General features: G+C 42.1%; 16 protein-coding genes. 11 read left to right on the forward strand and 5 right to left on the reverse strand.

Features of this window, described 5'->3' with window-relative positions:
* Positions 1-139: 139 nt before the first annotated feature.
* Positions 140-373 carry a hypothetical protein gene (locus FIS9605_RS0121915; RefSeq protein WP_026734507.1) on the forward strand — a complete coding sequence of 78 codons (234 nt, stop codon included), beginning with the start codon at positions 140-142 and terminating at the stop codon, positions 371-373.
* A 125-nt stretch (positions 374-498) separates the two neighbouring features.
* Here the strand turns inward: FIS9605_RS0121915 and FIS9605_RS0121920 are convergent, their stop codons facing one another.
* A complete protein-coding gene (locus tag FIS9605_RS0121920; RefSeq protein ID WP_026734508.1) occupies positions 499-1,212 on the reverse strand; it encodes a hypothetical protein in 714 nt (237 codons plus the stop codon).
* Positions 1,213-1,840: 628 nt separating this feature from the next.
* Between FIS9605_RS0121920 and FIS9605_RS0121925 the strand changes: the two genes are divergently transcribed.
* The 3 genes from FIS9605_RS0121925 to FIS9605_RS0121935 all read left to right on the forward strand — a co-directional run bounded on the left by FIS9605_RS0121925 (position 1,841) and on the right by FIS9605_RS0121935 (position 3,374).
* Entirely contained in the window at positions 1,841-2,458 is a 618-nt protein-coding gene (locus FIS9605_RS0121925) for a hypothetical protein (protein ID WP_026734509.1), read from the forward strand.
* Positions 2,459-2,479: 21 nt separating this feature from the next.
* Entirely contained in the window at positions 2,480-2,860 is a 381-nt protein-coding gene (locus FIS9605_RS0121930) for a hypothetical protein (RefSeq protein WP_026734510.1), read from the forward strand.
* Between the two features lie 169 nt (positions 2,861-3,029).
* Positions 3,030-3,374, forward strand: coding sequence for a hypothetical protein (locus FIS9605_RS0121935; RefSeq protein ID WP_442854719.1), 345 nt, complete (start codon positions 3,030-3,032; stop codon positions 3,372-3,374).
* A gap of 509 nt (positions 3,375-3,883) precedes the next feature.
* Here the strand turns inward: FIS9605_RS0121935 and FIS9605_RS0121940 are convergent.
* Entirely contained in the window at positions 3,884-4,714 is an 831-nt protein-coding gene (locus tag FIS9605_RS0121940; protein ID WP_026734512.1) for a DUF6920 family protein, read from the reverse strand.
* Positions 4,715-4,846: 132 nt separating this feature from the next.
* On the opposite strand from FIS9605_RS0121940, the gene FIS9605_RS0121945 reads away from it, so the two are divergent.
* Positions 4,847-6,487, forward strand: coding sequence for a mechanosensitive ion channel family protein (locus FIS9605_RS0121945; protein ID WP_026734513.1), 1,641 nt, complete (start codon positions 4,847-4,849; stop codon positions 6,485-6,487).
* Between the two features lie 131 nt (positions 6,488-6,618).
* On the opposite strand, the gene FIS9605_RS37785 is transcribed toward FIS9605_RS0121945, so the two are convergent.
* Complete coding sequence (locus FIS9605_RS37785) at positions 6,619-8,445, reverse strand: pentapeptide repeat-containing protein (RefSeq protein WP_063748473.1); 1,827 nt, start codon at positions 8,443-8,445, stop codon at positions 6,619-6,621.
* A gap of 667 nt (positions 8,446-9,112) precedes the next feature.
* On the opposite strand from FIS9605_RS37785, the gene FIS9605_RS0121955 reads away from it, so the two are divergent.
* The 4 genes from FIS9605_RS0121955 (at position 9,113) to FIS9605_RS0121970 (ending at position 12,589) form a co-directional block, all read left to right on the forward strand.
* A complete protein-coding gene (locus tag FIS9605_RS0121955) occupies positions 9,113-10,228 on the forward strand; it encodes an alkene reductase (RefSeq protein ID WP_026734514.1) in 1,116 nt (371 codons plus the stop codon).
* Between the two features lie 225 nt (positions 10,229-10,453).
* Positions 10,454-11,167, forward strand: a complete 714-nt coding sequence (locus tag FIS9605_RS0121960; protein ID WP_026734515.1) for a rubrerythrin family protein — start codon at positions 10,454-10,456, stop codon at positions 11,165-11,167.
* Between the two features lie 702 nt (positions 11,168-11,869).
* A complete protein-coding gene (locus tag FIS9605_RS0121965) occupies positions 11,870-12,229 on the forward strand; it encodes a luciferase domain-containing protein (RefSeq protein ID WP_026734516.1) in 360 nt (119 codons plus the stop codon).
* A 51-nt stretch (positions 12,230-12,280) separates the two neighbouring features.
* A complete protein-coding gene (locus FIS9605_RS0121970; RefSeq protein ID WP_026734517.1) occupies positions 12,281-12,589 on the forward strand; it encodes a monooxygenase in 309 nt (102 codons plus the stop codon).
* 91 nt (positions 12,590-12,680) lie between these two features.
* On the opposite strand, the gene FIS9605_RS0121975 is transcribed toward FIS9605_RS0121970, so the two are convergent.
* Positions 12,681-13,175, reverse strand: a complete 495-nt coding sequence (locus FIS9605_RS0121975) for a Dps family protein (RefSeq protein ID WP_026734518.1) — start codon at positions 13,173-13,175, stop codon at positions 12,681-12,683.
* Positions 13,176-13,266: 91 nt separating this feature from the next.
* Positions 13,267-13,530 carry a ParB N-terminal domain-containing protein gene (locus tag FIS9605_RS0121980; RefSeq protein ID WP_026734519.1) on the reverse strand — a complete coding sequence of 88 codons (264 nt, stop codon included), beginning with the start codon at positions 13,528-13,530 and terminating at the stop codon, positions 13,267-13,269.
* Between the two features lie 234 nt (positions 13,531-13,764).
* Here FIS9605_RS0121980 and FIS9605_RS0121985 point away from each other — a divergent pair, with 234 nt between their 5' ends.
* Positions 13,765-14,901, forward strand: a complete 1,137-nt coding sequence (locus FIS9605_RS0121985; RefSeq protein ID WP_026734520.1) for an RNA-guided endonuclease TnpB family protein — start codon at positions 13,765-13,767, stop codon at positions 14,899-14,901.
* A 146-nt stretch (positions 14,902-15,047) separates the two neighbouring features.
* Positions 15,048-16,643, forward strand: coding sequence for a SpoIID/LytB domain-containing protein (locus tag FIS9605_RS0121990; RefSeq protein WP_026734521.1), 1,596 nt, complete (start codon positions 15,048-15,050; stop codon positions 16,641-16,643).
* Positions 16,644-16,779: the final 136 nt, after the last annotated feature.

Consider the following 16,779-nt stretch of genomic DNA (forward strand, 5'->3'; position numbering starts at 1 on the left):
AAGCCTTGGTATATACAACTTAAGGGCAAAGAAATTTATTTGACGCTGGAAGAGCTAAAGAATACTTGGAAAGTCTCAATAAGCAAAATTGGACTTGAATTGAACAAGTCTGCTGAAATTTTTATTTGAATGAGGAAGCATGAGAAGTAATAATCCGGAAAGTATTAGACTGTACAATCTCAAAGTACGTCGTACAGAGCTAAGCAAGCAAATTCAAAAGGAGACAGACGAAGATAAGAGAAACGAAATTGAAGCAAAATTAAATCAGGTAGAGAGTGAAATTGATTTGATTTATACTAGACGAGAAGGTGAAGCTCATATTAATTGGCTTCTCTCTGAGTTTGGAGATGATGTCTTCCCAGACAGAGACTGATGCCCACAATCAGGGCATGAAAAATCGACCACCGATACACACAGATACATACAGATAGGTTACGGGTGTGCTGATCGCGCGATCGCTTTCCCTTTTCCCCGTTCCCTGTTCCCCCAACCCTATTTTCAAGCTAGATAAGAGTATTCGCCATAACCTTCGCTGTCGTTTCTGGCCAACTTCCCAATTTGCAAAACAGCCTCTACATTGTCCAAAATCAGCAGGCAATGAGAAGAACATAAACATTGAAGTAAATATCTGATCTGAGTTTTTGCTTCCTGTTGGTTTGGCAAAAAGGGGACAAGTTCACCTAAAGGACTTGCTAGCGGTTCTGTACTAAGCTGCGATCGCCAGATCGCCTGCTCGAACTCATCTTCTATTTGTGTTACCAACTTCGCAGCTAAGGAAGTTTTGTCTATTTCCCTAAAACTTACAAATGCTACTAGTCTGCATTTATCTTGTAGTATCCATTGTCTAAGCTTGCCGAATTCTTCTGTGCGTTCCAAGAAAGCCGAAGTATTAGGTACATCACTAAAATCTTGTCGTTTCTTTTTTTCCTTATAATTCAGAATTTCTTGAGTCTGTTGATATCGCTCCAATGCTTGTCGAAAGTTCTTTTTCGTAATTTTCTCTCCTAATGCTTGAGATAGCAAATTCCATAATAAAGATCCTACATCCTTCTTTATATAGTCGAGGCAGTAGCCACGATCGTTGGCAAACTGTTCGTAGGTTTGATTTTCATAAGATGCTTTCAATAAATCACTTTGTAGGTCAGTTAGATGTCTGCCAGTTGATTCATAGACCACTTTATCCGCCATGTTTAATAACTCTTTAATATTCATATTTACAACTCGTTAGATGAATCTTATTCAGGCAACAAAAATTTATAAACCGAGAAAAATTCTCAGTCCTAAATCAATTTTTGAATATTGTCAATTGAAGGTGCTTAGTTTCACACTAAGAGGATATTTTAAAAGTATTATTTCACACTCAAATCGACAGTGATAAAACGCTGTTAAATGAGACTTTTCACATCTGCATAAGTTTAAAACGAGATTTTTCAAGAGACTGTACAACTAGACTAAGTCTGTATATTAGGGAATTATATTCGCCCAATACTTTCGCAACATCGCCTAAGTATATTCTCTAATTTAGATAATACTGAGTATTGATTGTTTTATTTCAGTCTTTGTCTTCTCTTCAAGATTTCCTTATTGTTCTTTCAAATCAAAAACTTTTGTAACCTGAATGACTTGAGTAACAGATCGATGTTTACTGCATGAACCTGAATCTTTTCCAATCTCCCACTTAATCCCACAAAACCCCCCTCGTGTTTTTTTGTGATTCTTGAGAATATCGAATTGTGATGAATAACGAACAGAAAAGGTTTGGACAACTCAATACTTAAAGAGTAACTCAAGTGGCAACTATCACAGATAACAATGACCGACTTCATCTAAAAAACCTCAAATGCTTAGAAAAGCTTTAAGAACATTAGCTAACCACTCATTACTATGTCTGCTTGTAGTAGTCAGCATAAATGTAGAAGCCCAAGCACAATCTATCAATAACTCTGTTAATTCCCAATCTCAACCCAATCAAGAGCAGACTCTTGATAACCAGCAACGAAACTCTGCTGCTATTAATCAAACTGGAGTCTATAACCTTGGTGAATCAGCTGCTTATAAGATTCAAGGGCTAGCTGGAATCCAGGTTGTCTGTCCCCGACCATCTTTAATATTAGGAACTTCCTTTAGTTCCTTTGATGGGATTAGCTTCTCCAACAATGCTTCTTATGGTGTGAATGTTGCTTTCGTTATTCCTCTAGGTGGAAACCTAGAAGGTACCTGCAAGCGGATGGCTGAAACCATTGCTCGTAAGACTCAATATGATGTAGAGATTATCAATGCTCGCGCCTGTGCTGAACTAATCGGTGCTGGTGTGCAATTAAGCCCCGACAGTTTCCCAACTATTTATGCTGTCTGTAAAGGGGTTGCTATAAAGAGAACTAATACAAATGAACCTAACAAACCGCTCAGGTTCCAGTCTCAAGAATTACCCAAATATGAGGCTGAAAACAACAACTAATTTCACAAAAAGGATAAAGTTATGAAGAAAGTTCTTGGTTTCGCTATTCTTGCTACCTTTTTAGCTACTCCTGCTTTTGCTGGTGAAACTTTTGTCCGTAACGAGTGGACAAAGAGCCACACCTATACAGACACTGACTTAAAACTTGATTCTACAACCACCTCTAATCGCAACGAATACTACAATTCTTTTGCTGATAAAATTTACATAGATGGTGACGTTAACACCAAATATTCTTGGGGTGGTAAAGAAGTTTCGTTTGAGGATTTTACTGTTCACACCGCAGGTTCTAGTCTGTACGGTAACTTTCATGAAAGTGTAGTGAGCAAAGTAACTGGTACTATCGAGTCTATTACTAACTCATACACTAATTCTCACGAAACAAGTGCAGGTGTTCGTTAGTTCTGATACAGTTTGATGTGATTTGAAAAGATTGTAGGGTGGGTATTCCACCCTTTTTCTTATGAAATATTTAATATTGTTATCTCTCGCGCTGTCGGGATGGATTGCCTTCATCTATTCCCATAAAAGTTTTTTTATTGGTCAATTTCCTATCTTGTCTATGAACTCTATGTTCAAAATATCTAATCAAATTCATCACGATAATATACAGATTCAGCAAACAGATTTGCAATCTCAAATCAAGCAAGATTTATATAACTCTATATCTACAGGAATGTCCTATGATGAAGTGCGTTCCATCATCGGCTGGGATGGCATCTTGATTTATCAAAATGATATTGATTACGCTGGTGGAGAAATTCATGAGAAGATTTACCAGTGGAATAATCAAGATATTTATTCCACTGACAACGAATCTCAAAGAGCAGATAGTAGGAATCCATACTGGAGTGTCACACTCCAATTTCAAAATAATATCCTCATTAATAAAGCATCCTTTAACCTAGAACCTTAAGCATTATGTAAAAATAACTTGAATAAATACTACGTTAATCCGAAAATAAACTTATTTGGCAGAAGATACCAAATAACCTTCTGCTGGGCGAAGACTAAAGCAGCAAATCCCAAACCTGCTAAGCGTTAAACAGTTGTCTAATTAATTTTGATAGATTTGTAGTGGGGGCTTTAGCCCTCATTTAAGCATTAAAGTGCTTACTACAAGCTTCCTTAGACTGTCATAATCTTTGTGGCAGATCACTAGTCTGTGAGTGATAAATGGTGCAACGAGGTTGCGATCGCACCTGCGCAACCAGCCTAAAATTAGCTCATACCAACTTGCGTTCAGATGTAGCAATTCGTGCCCTCTCCCCCTCCCCTCTCCCAAATTGGGAGAGGGGTGCCGGCAGGCGGGGTGAGGGAAGTACTATCTTTGACTGCAACTTAGTATCAGTCACAAAGGCTCCCAATAATTGCCACCAAAGGGTGTAGAACCCAATGTGCACATTTACTCATAGCAAAACTCCATCACTGAAACTCTGCTTTTTCAATCGTGGCGCGAAAGAATTCTAAATAACGTTCTGTACCAAACCACCAACCGACGCTCATTTGGGATGGAATTGTGAAGCCGCCAAACTTTTGTTCTGCTTGCACTTCTGCTCCAAATGGAATATAAGCCCAACTACCATTCTCTGTCTTGTCTCCCCAACGCAGCAGAGAAACCTTAAGTAGTTTACCATTGGCGTCTACAACCAGCGTTAGCGTTACAGGTTCATCATCAATGATAAGATGTGCTTGCGCAGTGTTCTCATCAATAGCCTTCCAAATCACACCTTGTTGAGGTAGCAAAGCAGAGGGTAGCCACATAAACTCTGCTGCCAGTCGTCCAATGCTAGAGCGGGCAATATCGTGAGTGTGAGCATTTACTAAAGGAATGATTCCCCACAGAGAAAACTGCATTTTGCCCGAGCCGTTGCTGTAGTAATCAGCACCTACAATTTTAGACAAACCACTACCGACGGCTGCTTTCCAGACGAATCCTTTTAGCACTGAAATGATCTCTTTGGCTCGCATCGGCATCCAAGGTTGATCTGGCGCTAGCCTAAAACTGCCACTCATTTCCAGATTTACGGAAGATGCCAGGGGTGTTCCTGGTGCGATTGCATGTAAAAAGTAGCGCTTTGCAGGAGCGGGTAATCCTGCAACCATATCCTCTGTAAAAACATTTTCTGTAGGTGCGGATGCGAGTGTTTGCCAGATTTTATTTACTTCGTTGCTATTTTTTATTTGGACTATGACTAAAGTTAAGAATGCGATCGCTAGTAACGCTGCGATGCTGAGTAAAATTTTTGTCAACATTTCGAGTTAGATTCAACCTGAATTTATCTCAAATTTAGGATCAAAAAATGAGAAACTTTTGAGGAACTGAACTACAGAGTTGGAATTCTTTTCCCTAAAACGCGATCGCAAACTCAGCAACCCTTGGTAAAAATGAGAAAAAATTATCAGTTTCCTCTGACTCGGTACTTTCAACTTATGCGGATGAGCATCATTGTGCTGGTGTTCGTGATGAGCTTGCTGCTGGTTCCTGCTCAAGCACAATCTACTAAAAATGCTCCCGTTGCCATAGATGGTAGGCTAGTTTTCCGTGTCAGCAATACTGAGCGATTAAGCGCCCCAGAAAGAGCTAACTTCATTAGTTCTCAATTGCAAGCAATCGTAAAATCTCAAGAAGCACCAGATATTAAAATTGAACGACGCAACGAATCTCCAATCATCTTTATTAATGGTCGTTATTTGCTGACTGTCACCCAAAGCGATATCGTTGCTGCTAGCAATCCTGAAGAACAAGCTGGTATGTGGGCTGAGGATATTCGCAATGCGATTCAAAAAGCTCAAAACGAGAGAAGCACACAGTTTATTCGCAACACATCCATACTGAGTGTTGTGATTGTTTTGATGGCAGTTGGTATAAATCGAGTGTTGGGAATTTTGTGGCAACTCACACAGTACCGAGTCTCTCAACTGCTGGTGTCGGCTGATTCATCTGGCGATAACCAAATCCAAAATACATCTCGGTTGCTATTCAAAGCCACACTGCTGTTAGCACGGATTGCTCTTTGGGTGGGGGTTGCCCTCTATATCACAAATTTATTCCCTGTTACCCGGCAATGGAGCTATAACATAGCCAGCAGCATTATTGCTAGCCTCACCTCTCCAATTTTTTCGCTTGGGCAAAAAGCCTACTCGCTCACAGACATCTTAATTTTAGTCGTCTTGCTCTTTGGGTTAATTATATTTACAGGTACGACAACTAATTTGCTACGCTCTCGGATTTTAGGCCGGATGCGGATCAGTCGGGGAGCGCAGGAAGCGATCGCAATTATCTTCAAATACGCGCTGATTAGTTTTGGTACAGTTGTTCTTTTGCAAATTTGGGGACTGGATTTAAGTTCTCTAACAATCGTGGCAAGTGCGTTAGGGGTTGGGATTGGTTTTGGTTTTCAAGACATTGCTAAGAACTTCGGTAGTGGATTGGTGTTATTGTTTGAACGTCCCATCCAAGTAGGTGATTTCATTGAAGTGGGTGAATACATGGGGACAGTGGAATACATCGGAGCGCGTAGTGTAGTTATTCGCACCCTAGATAGGGTTTCTATTATCGTGCCCAACTCCCGTTTTCTAGAGACTGAAGTGATTAACTGGAGCCACCGCAACCCTGTTTCCCGGATTCATTTGCCAGTAGGAGTTGCTTATACCTCAGATGTGAATTTAGTAAAATCCGCACTCATTGAAGCTGCTATTGGTCATCCTGAAGTACTGAAACTACCACAACCCCAGGTGTTTTTTTTGGGATTTGGTGATAGTGCCATTAACTTTGAATTGCTCGTTTGGATCGACAAACCACACCAACAAGCACCAATTATGAGCGATATCTATTTTCTCATCGAAGCTTCTTTCCGAAAACATAACATTGAAATTCCATTCCCTCAACGAGACTTAAATATGCGTACTGGAGATTTACCCATCAAGCTTTCATCAGAACTCGAACAAGCTTTGTTGCGGTTAACTCAAGGAATGAATGGAAAAGGCAGAAGTCACGAGACAGAAAGCAGAAGGGGAAACCCATAAATTGGCGCGATTAGTGCAGTGTGGCGAAAATAACTAACTAAGTACAACATTGCACAAATTCGTAACGAAATTCAGATTATCAAAACTCTGCGTTCCTCTGCGGTTCCTCTGCGTTTTTACACAAAGCTCTACTAAGACGTAAATTGCGATCCACAGTTAGAACAAAACTTGAAATTACTCGGATTCTTGTAACCGCATTTGGTACAAAAAATATGTTTTTCATCAGATGCACTATTTACTTTCTCCACGATTTGTTGGTTTTTATCACCACGTGATGATTGGATTTTGGTATGAACTTGGCCACCGCTAAAACTTTGAGAAATTCCCCTAGGTCTATTACTCAAAAGACTTACATATTTAACATTTGAATAAAAACTCGGGTGCTCTAGCGCTGTCATGACCATATTTTCTAATCTACTAATTTGTTTTTCTTTCTCTGCTATTAGTAAATTTATTTCTCGGTCTGACAAGGCTTTTATCTGATTATAAGTAGCAAAATATTCTTCACTTAATTCAGATTTGTCAGCTTGTGTTGCAGTTTGGGCACGCAGTAAAAACTTATCTTGTCCGCGTTTTTCTATTGCTACAATTTCTAACTCAGCATCTGGATGGTTTTCTGCTAACTGTTTGAATGAAATTGCAATCGCACGGGGGTCAACGCCTTGATGATGGTAAAGATCGAGGGTGTCGAAAATCGGCTGAATAAAATCAGCAAAGCCCCCATTTTCAAAGACTTCCTGTCGGTTATCTGGTTTTCGTAAAGGGTCTGGGTTTTCTTTGGTGGGTAATCGCATATAAACATACTCACACCTCACCCGATTCAACTTAGTCTCACTGGTAATACCCCAATCTTCAATAAAGGCTCCGGTGAGAATAGCACCTGTAAAATCAGTTTTGTCTAGTTGTGTTTGTACTAACTTTGCTCTGGATAGATCGGCATTCTGTAAGTTGGCTGTACTTAAATCAGCTCCAATAAAGCTAGCATCTGCTAGGTTCGCTCCTTTTAAGTTGACACCTCGCAGATCGCAATGGTCGAAATTCCGATCCTGTCCGTGTCCTGTAATCAACAATTGACACACTTGTGTGTTCTGAAGGTAAGTTTTGCCAGGATTAACACGATCTAGCATTTTGGCTTGGTGGAAACAGGTATGAATTAAGATAGCACCCCGAAAATCTGCACTTTTTAGTTCGGCTGAGGTGAAATCAGCGTCAGTTAAGTCTGCACCGCGAAAACTCGTACCTGCCGTAGTAGCAAAGGCAACGGCAAATGAGCGAAGCGGGGCGTTTTTTTCATCTCCAGCTAAGGTGCACCACCCAATGTAAGCGTAAAGTAGCACAAAGGCCAAGGCTCCGGCGAAGGCTCCAGCAACCGCGAAGGCTCCAGCGACGGCTAAGGTTCCAGCTACTGCAAAGGCTCCAGCAAAGGCTCCGGCGATCGCAAAGGCTCCAGCAAAAGCTCCCGCAACAGCTAAAGCTAATGCTCCAGCAAAGGCTCCAGCAGCGGCAAATGCTCCAGCGATCGCTAAGGCTCCGGTGACAGTCCCGGTAACGGCTCCACCAATAGCAAAGGCGACAGCGACGGTAAAGATAAAGAACTCTAAAGCTGTTACTAAACCGTAGCGAATCGTGATAATAAAGAAGACTGTAAGTGTTATTAACGAGCCTGCACTAGCAGTGAAATTTTTAGAGATGTAGGAATCAAATATAATTCCGACGAAATCGCCTGCATACCCAGACAATATTCCTGATAGCGCTGACAGTAGCCATGAGACTAAGACCAATCCAATTACCCAACGTCGCTGCAATCCAGCTTTAGCCTCTTTAAAGTTGGCTGCTTTTAAAATGGCATTGGTAAAATCTGCGCCTCGGATATCTGCATGGCTAAAATTAGCACCAGCAAGATTTTGGCCTTTAAAGGAGCGTCCTCGGAGATTTTGACCACAGAAGTCCTGGGGCATAACTCAACTAGGAAGAGGTTTGTACTTGCATTTTGATACAGATTTGCTCATGGGTATTTCAAATGTTGAAAAAAATAACATGGGATAATCATTAAAGCAATTCCCATATCTAATGGCTAAGCTACACAAATATCTACTTAAGTTTCAACAATAGTGGCGATCGCTCTGTTTTTTGCAAGTTTTGGCAACTTCTAAGCGAGTATCAAAATCTGCCTGATAAATATTGGAACTTCATTCACGAGTATCAAAACTTAGTCACCAAGTATCGGAACTTCATTTACGAGTATCAAAGCCCTTTTCAAGGGGGATTTAGGGGGATCTCCAAAGATTGAATTCTACTAACTGAACCGTATTGTATCAAAGCCTTATCAGCAAAGATTAGAACCTCTCCCTTTAACCCTTGCTCTTTACCCTTTACCCGACTTCTGTGTATTCGCAAGATTGGAATACTTTTAGCAAGAAGAGAAAAGACAGGTGTTGCTGTTATTTTGTAATATTCCGTTGATTAAGTTAGCCTCAGTACTACCTAATCTTTCCCAATTAAGTACCCAAGCATAAATATGTAGCTATTTTTCAACATGAGTGAAATGGCTATATTTCTCCCCTGTTAAGAGTTCCCTGTTCCCTTGCCTAACTAGATAATTTATTTTGCACGACTACTTAAAATATGCAAACCGTAGATTCGATCGCTAATCTCTTCTCACCTGTTAAGCTGGGTCCCTATACCCTGCCAAACCGGATTGTGATGGCACCAATGACCCGTCTGCGAGCAGTCGGCTCGATTCCAACTAGTCTAATGGCGGCTTATTATGCCCAGCGTGTATCAGCAGGATTAATTATTACTGAATGCACGATGGTTTCTCCTTTGAGCTATGGATATATGAATTGTCCGGGAATCTACTCACAAGAGCAGGTAGAGGCATGGAAGCAAGTTACAGAGGCAGTACACGCTAAGGGCGGAAAATTTTTCTTGCAACTATGGCACAGCGGTCGTGTCGGTCATCCTTCTTTGCTGAATGGAGAGCTACCCGTTGCACCAAGCGCGATCGCTGGGTCAGGCACACTGCACACACCTATTGGCAAAGTTAATCTTGAAACACCCCGCGCCCTAGAAATCCACGAAATCCCCGCAATAGTTGAGCAGTTTCGCCAAGGCGCAGAAAATGCAATGGCAGCGGGATTTGATGGTGTGGAGTTACATGGAGCATTTGGTTACTTAATAGACCAGTTTCTCCAAGATGGCTCGAATCAACGGGATGATGAATACGGTGGCTCTATCGAAAATCGGGCTCGCTTCTTGCTAGAAGTGGTAACAGCTGTCACCAGTGTTTGGGGAGGCGATCGCGTTGGCATTAAGCTTTCACCCAGTAACACGTTTTACGGCATGAGAGACTCGAATCCTCAAGCTACTTTCAGCTATGCGATCGAAGCTCTTAATGGCTTTAACCTAGCTTACATTCACTTAATGGAGCCGAATGAAATCGATTTAGCGACTCGTGAGGTTCTCAATCCTGTCCTGCCGATTTTCCGTCCCATTTACAAAGGCACAATCATCACCAATGGTGGCTACGACAAGCTCAAAGGTAATCAAGTTTTGTCTTCTGGTGATGCTGATTTAGTATCCTATGGCAAGTTATTATTAGCTAATCCAGATTTGCCTCGGCGCTTTCAAGTAGATGCCGATCTGAACACACCCGATCCGAAAACTTTCTACGGTCAAGGTGACAAGGACTTGGAAAAAGGTTATACCGACTACCCATTTCTAGAAGCGCAACCCGCTTAGAATCTCTACATTAGTTACTCCTCAACTGGGCGATCGCAAGTTCCCCATTCCCTCTAACATGCGTTCTCGTGTAAGCAGTTCATAATAGCTTCTTAAATTAATCTATGTTTTACATACTCGTAATGAGTACATATAATATAATAATCATACTCATTATGAGTACGTCTTAATGCCAGATTGCTGATGTCACAACAGCTTTTAATTCGATTCACAAGAGGGAACACAATGGATTTGTCTAACTCCAATACTGCCAATAACCTCAGCGAAGCGTTTGCTGGGGAATCAATGGCAAATCGCAAGTATCTGTTCTTTGCGGAAGTAACTCGCCAGTTAGGAATGAGCGAACTGTCGAAGTTATTTCGGGAAACGGCAAATCAAGAAACAGAACACGCTTTTGCTCACTTTCGGTTAATGCATCCAGAATTGGTAGTTGGTGATGTCGCCTCGTTAACAGACGAACGAAAGAAAGCGATCGCAGCTCGTTGTTTAGAGTTAGCGATTGAAGGGGAGACTTATGAATATACCACCATGTATCCAGAATTTACCGAGCAGGCGCGTGCAGACCGAGATCATAAAGCCGTAGTCGAGTTTGAATCTCAACAGGCAGAGTCTCGCGAACATGCTCAGATATTCCGCAAAGCAGCCCATAACTTTGGTTTGCTAACGCACATTGAAAATCATCATGCCCGTCAATATACGGAAGCACTCCATGTGCTGCAAGGAGAGGCACCCACTGCCAAAACAGCTAGCAGCGATCCTGCTACCCAGAAATGGATTTGCCGCCAGTGTTCAATGATATATGACCCCGTAGTCGGCGATCCTGATTCTGGAATTGCTCCTGGGACGCCCTTTGAAGCAATACCTGAAGATTGGCACTGCCCGATTTGTGGCGCTAGCAAGAAAACCTTTGTTCCCTACGAGGAAGCAGTTGCAGCTTAGGGAATAGAGATTAGGGGCAATAGGGAAAGGGTAAAGGTAAAAGGGCTTTCCCCTCTACCCTTTTCACCTACCCCTGTCAAGGTGTGAGTCTTGGAAATGGATTTTTCTTGGTGTCTTAGTGTCTTGGTGAGTCCACTTGCCGTCTTGGACGCCACATGCTTTATGCCGGGAGACCCGTCCACCGCAGTGGCTCCGCTTCCCGTCACGTAGACGCGCAGCGGCTTCCCGTAAGGGTAGGCAAAGTGGCGAACCCGTAGACGCGCAGCGGCGAACCAGCGCGGTCTTGGGGGTTTCCCCCATGAGCGACTGGTGAACCCGGAGGGCTTCTCGCAGAGTAGGATGGTGAAAAAAGAATTATTGAAACACTAAGACACGTAGACGCGATAGCGGCTTCCCGCAGGGTAGACACAAAGAAGAAAATAGGCTTCTCTACTAAGATTTGGGTTCGTTTTTTACCCACCTTGACAGGGCTACCCTTTTCACCCTCCCCCAAAATAGTCGGGTGTGTTAGCGTTGGCTACAGATCATGACGCACCCGACGCGGAGAATAATGTGTAGCCTGTAGCCAGATTTTGGAAAATTGGTATAACGCACTGCAATCTACATACAAGTCAATTTGACCCTTAGATTATTGCAAGTCATACTCATTTTGATTATGATTAAGATAGCAAGGTGAAGTCATGCCTCAGGAGGCTGACAGTTATGAGTAATATAAAAGACACAATATTGAGAGAAGTACAGGCTTGGGAAAGCGTGACCATAGCACCCCATCGCTTTGGCGGCACAGAGTTTCAGGTGAATGGACGTGAAATTGGTCACTTACATGGAGATTACCAAGCAGACATTCCTTTTACAGCGAAAATACGGAAAGAACTTATAGAATCAGGTAAAGCTTCTCCCCATCACATTTATCCCAACAGCGGCTGGATTTCGTACTACATTCATGGAGCAGAAGATATTCCCCTGCTGTTAGAATTGCTGCGGATGAATTATGAACGATTAGCAAAACGGCGCTTAGAAATCAATTCTGAAGAATTAGCAGCGTCAGGCAAATCTATTTAGATAGATCGTTAGACAGATCGCAAAAGATGGAGAGAAAAGGGGATTTTCAAGATGGCACTCAAGCTTTTGCAAATTAATTTCCCTTTTAATGGCCCTTGGGGAAACGATATGGCGCAAGCATATTCTGAACTGGCGCACAAAGTTTCAGAAACTCCTGGCTTGCTTTGGAAAATATGGATAGAAAATCCGAATACTGGAGAAACGGGAGGAATTTATCTGTTTGAAGATGAGGCATCTCTAGACACATTTCTTACAGAGCATACAGCGCGTTTAAACTCTTTTGGTATCGAGAACATTAACGCCAAGAAATTTGATGTGAATGAACCTTTAACTCAAATCACGCGAGGAAAGCTCAATTAAAGAAGTATAGTTAAGCTCATCCCCCCGAGTCGTGCGCTCTTGATTTCGCGAATAGGTAATAGGTAATGGGTCAATTACCTATTACCTATTACTATTCTTCCAACAAACTTCTCAACATCCAAGCGGTCTTTTCATGTACTTGCATCCGCTGGGTTAATAGGTCGGCGGTGGGTTCGTCGTTTACCTCTTCGACTACAGGGAAGATAGACCGTGCAGTTCGCACTACGGCTTCTTGCCCTTCTACTAGTAGGCGAATCATGTCTGTAGCTTTGGGAACCCCGGTAGTTTCTGAAATTGAACTCAGTTTGGCAAATTCGCTGTAGGTTCCGGGTGCAGGATAGCCAAGTGCTCTGATCCGTTCAGCGATTAAATCAACTGCTGTGGCTAATTCTGTATACTGCTGCTCAAACATCAAATGCAAAGTTTGGAACATTGGGCCGGTTACGTTCCAGTGGAAATTATGGGTTTTCAGATACAGACTGTAGGTGTCAGCCAAAAGACGAGACAAACCCTCGGCAATTTTCGCTCTATTGGCTTCGTCGATACCGATGTTAACTGGTAGAGATGTTTTGGTTTGAGATTGCATAGTTTTCTCCAAAATTAGTCAAATTTTGTTGTTTGTTGGTTGATGGTAGTTGATTGGAACAAACAACTAACAACCAACAACAAACAACTCTTTACGCTAAATGCCTCATTAAAACACTCTTGGGTGCTTTGCGGACTCTGGCTAAAATAGTCTCTTTACCTAAACGCTGGCAAGCCTCATAACGATGGCATCCAGAAAAACCGTAATATTGTCCCTCTACTTCTAAGACATCTATTGGTTCTTGCTGCCCGATCTCACGAATTGATTCCATTAAGGCCTCTACTTTCTTGGGATCGTTTTGGCGTGGCAGAGGTCGTCTAATCTGATTCAAGGGTATTTCTTGGACTTTCACCATATGCTGCTTTGTTATTTCCCTATCACCTATATAAATCATAGTCGTTATGACTTCATATAGCAACTATAATTGTTAAGAGAGTTTAAAATGTTGCCAATATCAATGGCTAAACTAATGGCATATAGCTACTAAACTACTAAGAGAAACGTTGAGAGCCTCCGCACTGTCTTCCGGAGGGTGAAAACGAGGAGAGACGTATCCTACACACTTTGTAGGATATAGTATGATTTGGACATGGCAAATCTGTCACTAACACTAAAGCTCCCGTTTTATCGACTTAATCAAGTTAAGGCACTTGAGTTTGAAAAACTAACTGCTGTCAACACTCAGGTGGCTAATAAATTGTTGCGAGTCGGAATTAAGGAGCGAAAAAAGTTAACCAGTGCGGCGTTCCGTCACATTGAAATAGGTTCAATGTGGATTAATCAAACAATTAGGAACACCAATGCAAAAATCAAGGTTAAGCACTTTAAGCAAATGTGGCTTGAGGTGAATAATCAAGGTTTTGAGATTGCCAAATCAGGAGATTTATATACAGTTTCTTTTAGCCTTTATCGAGGTAGAAAAGGACGCATCCCTTTGTCTGTTCATCAAGCTTCGCATGCCGATGTTTTGGAAAAACTGATTTCTGGAGAAGCCAAGTTGGGTTCTCTCAAGCTGTGTAAATCCAAAAAAGGAATTTGGTATGCGCTCATTGCTGTGTCGATGGATGTTCCCGATGCAGGTGAGATTAAGGGTTGGATCGGAGTAGATAGAGGACAAAACAATATTGCTGTTGCTGCACTGCCAAATAGTTTTGGTAAGTTCTGGAAAGGTGGACGGGTTAAAAGTTTGAGAAGACAATTTCAACGTACCCGCAAAAAACTCCAACAAGCTAAACAAATTAAGGAAGTGAAGCGACTAGAGCAACGTGAAAGACGTATCATGACCCATATTAACCATGTCATTTCAAAACAATTAGTACAGTTTGCGTCATACTTTGGAATGGGGTTACGGTTTGAGGATTTGTCTAGTTGCCGTCAGACAATGAAGCAGAAAAAGAAAACTAAATCCGATGCCGCTAAAAACCTTGATACATGGGCATTTTATCAGTTGGAATTTTTTACCAAATATAAAGCAGTTCGTGCAGGTGTACCAGTTGAATCTGTGAGCGCGTCATACACTAGCAAATCAGATCATCGTAACGGTGTTTTAGGTGTTAGAAATGGGGATTGGTTTAGAGGTTATGACGGTTATCGCTGCAATGCTGATTGGAATGCTAGTCAAAATATAGGTCAGTGGATAGGTTTTTCATGCCCTCTGGATCTTCAGAAGACTGTATCTGCAATGGGTGCAGTTGATGTAGAGGGTGGGGTCAATGACAGTCCCTAATTAGTGTGAAATGTCTAATCGGGTGGATTTATCCCTCGATTAGACAACCGCTAGAATCACCGCCCTTGAAGCTGGCGGTGAGTGTCAAAAAGGAAATTCGTCATCTAACTTAAGATGACACTGGCTGCCGCATCTAGTTAATTGCTATGAAAATATCGTTCTGGCCTTATTCCCATACTGTACTGACAACATTTTGTTTATTGGGGTTGACAGCTGCATCGCGTCCTGAAGGAATTACAGAGGATGTAGAGTTACGGGTTGGAATTGTGCAGCGATTTGGGGATAGTCCTAAAGAACAGATACAACTCGAACCCACACAAGGCGATCGCTTACGGCTAACATTTAAAACGGGTAATCAGCAGCAAACTCTGGTTACAGCCAAACCCGTGAAACTGGAAGTGATGATGCAACCCATCGCGCAACCAACTGTTGAGGAACAGGTGGTGTTGGGAACCTACCGCACTTATGAAACTGCCGAAGATAGCGCTAAAAATTGGCGTGCTAAGGGAATAGAAGTAGAAATAGTCCAGCCAGAACGCTGGCAAATATGGGCAAAACGGGACGTTTATAGTACTCCTTTATTGCGCCGCTTGCTATTGGAGAGTGTCCAGGCAGCTGGCAAGAAAAAAGCAATAATTGATACTAAAATTCAGCAGCAGACACCACAAGTTAGTTGGGTAGTCAATGACAAGCGTTACAGCCACAATTATCTAGAAATTAGCAGTAGCAAAAATTTAGTTAAGGTCAATGAAGGCAAAAAACCAAATAATACTCGCCTTTACGCCGGACGCCTGCAATTACAGCCAAATGCCTACGGCACTTACACTCTAGTTAATCAAGTACCTTTAGAAACTTATTTACGCGGGGTGGTGCCCTACGAAATTGGCGCACAAGCCCCGATGGCAGCAATGGAAGCCCAAGCGATTATTGCCCGCACCTATGCACTACGGAATTTACATAGATTTGCGGCTGATAAGTATCAATTATGCGCTGACACGCACTGTCAAGTTTACTATGGACTCAAGGGGGTGACTGCTGTCACAGATCGGGCGATCGCATCTACAAAGGGTATGGTACTAACTTACAATAACGAATTAGTGGACGCCCTTTACTCTTCTACTACTGGTGGTGTCACAGCGGCTTTCAGCGATGTCTGGAATGGCGACGATCGCCCTTATCTAAAACCGATAGTAGATTCGCCTAGTAATATTTGGAACATAGCCGGGCAAAATCTCGCGGATGAAAATAACTTCCAGCGGTTTATCCGCTTGCAAAAGGGATTTAATGAAAGCAAGTGGGATTTATTCCGCTGGCGGCGAGAAACCAAACTGGAAGATATTGCCAAGGGTTTGCAGAAGTTTCTCAAAGTGAAAAATAGTCCCTATGCCAAGTTCAAAACTATCAAGGATATGAGGATAGTCAAACGCAGCACAAGTGGACGCATTCTTAAACTCGCAGTTGATACCGATATCGGTACATTTCACCTACATAAAGACGAAGTTCGTAGCGCTTTTATTGCTCCTGTTAGCACGCTGTTTTATTTGCAGCCTCTCAATAAAGGTCAACCAAAATTATGGGGGTATGCTTTTATTGGTGGCGGACTCGGACATGGGGTAGGCTTGAGTCAAACAGGCGCACAAAATTTAGCCAAGCTGGGTTGGTCGAATGAGAGAATACTCCAGTTCTACTATCCTGGTACTCAAATTCAAGTTCTCAACAATACAATCAAGCTCATTAACTAAAGTGTTACGCATTGAATTTGCACACTTACTCGTGAAGGTCGTCCTTAGTCATTAGTCATTAGTAACATAAAAGACTAATGAAGCATGAAAACCTATCTTTCCCTTCCTCTTTACCCCATTTTCAACATAGAACCCC

It is taken from the genome of Fischerella sp. PCC 9605, assembly GCF_000517105.1.
GTDB lineage: Bacteria > Cyanobacteriota > Cyanobacteriia > Cyanobacteriales > Nostocaceae > PCC9605.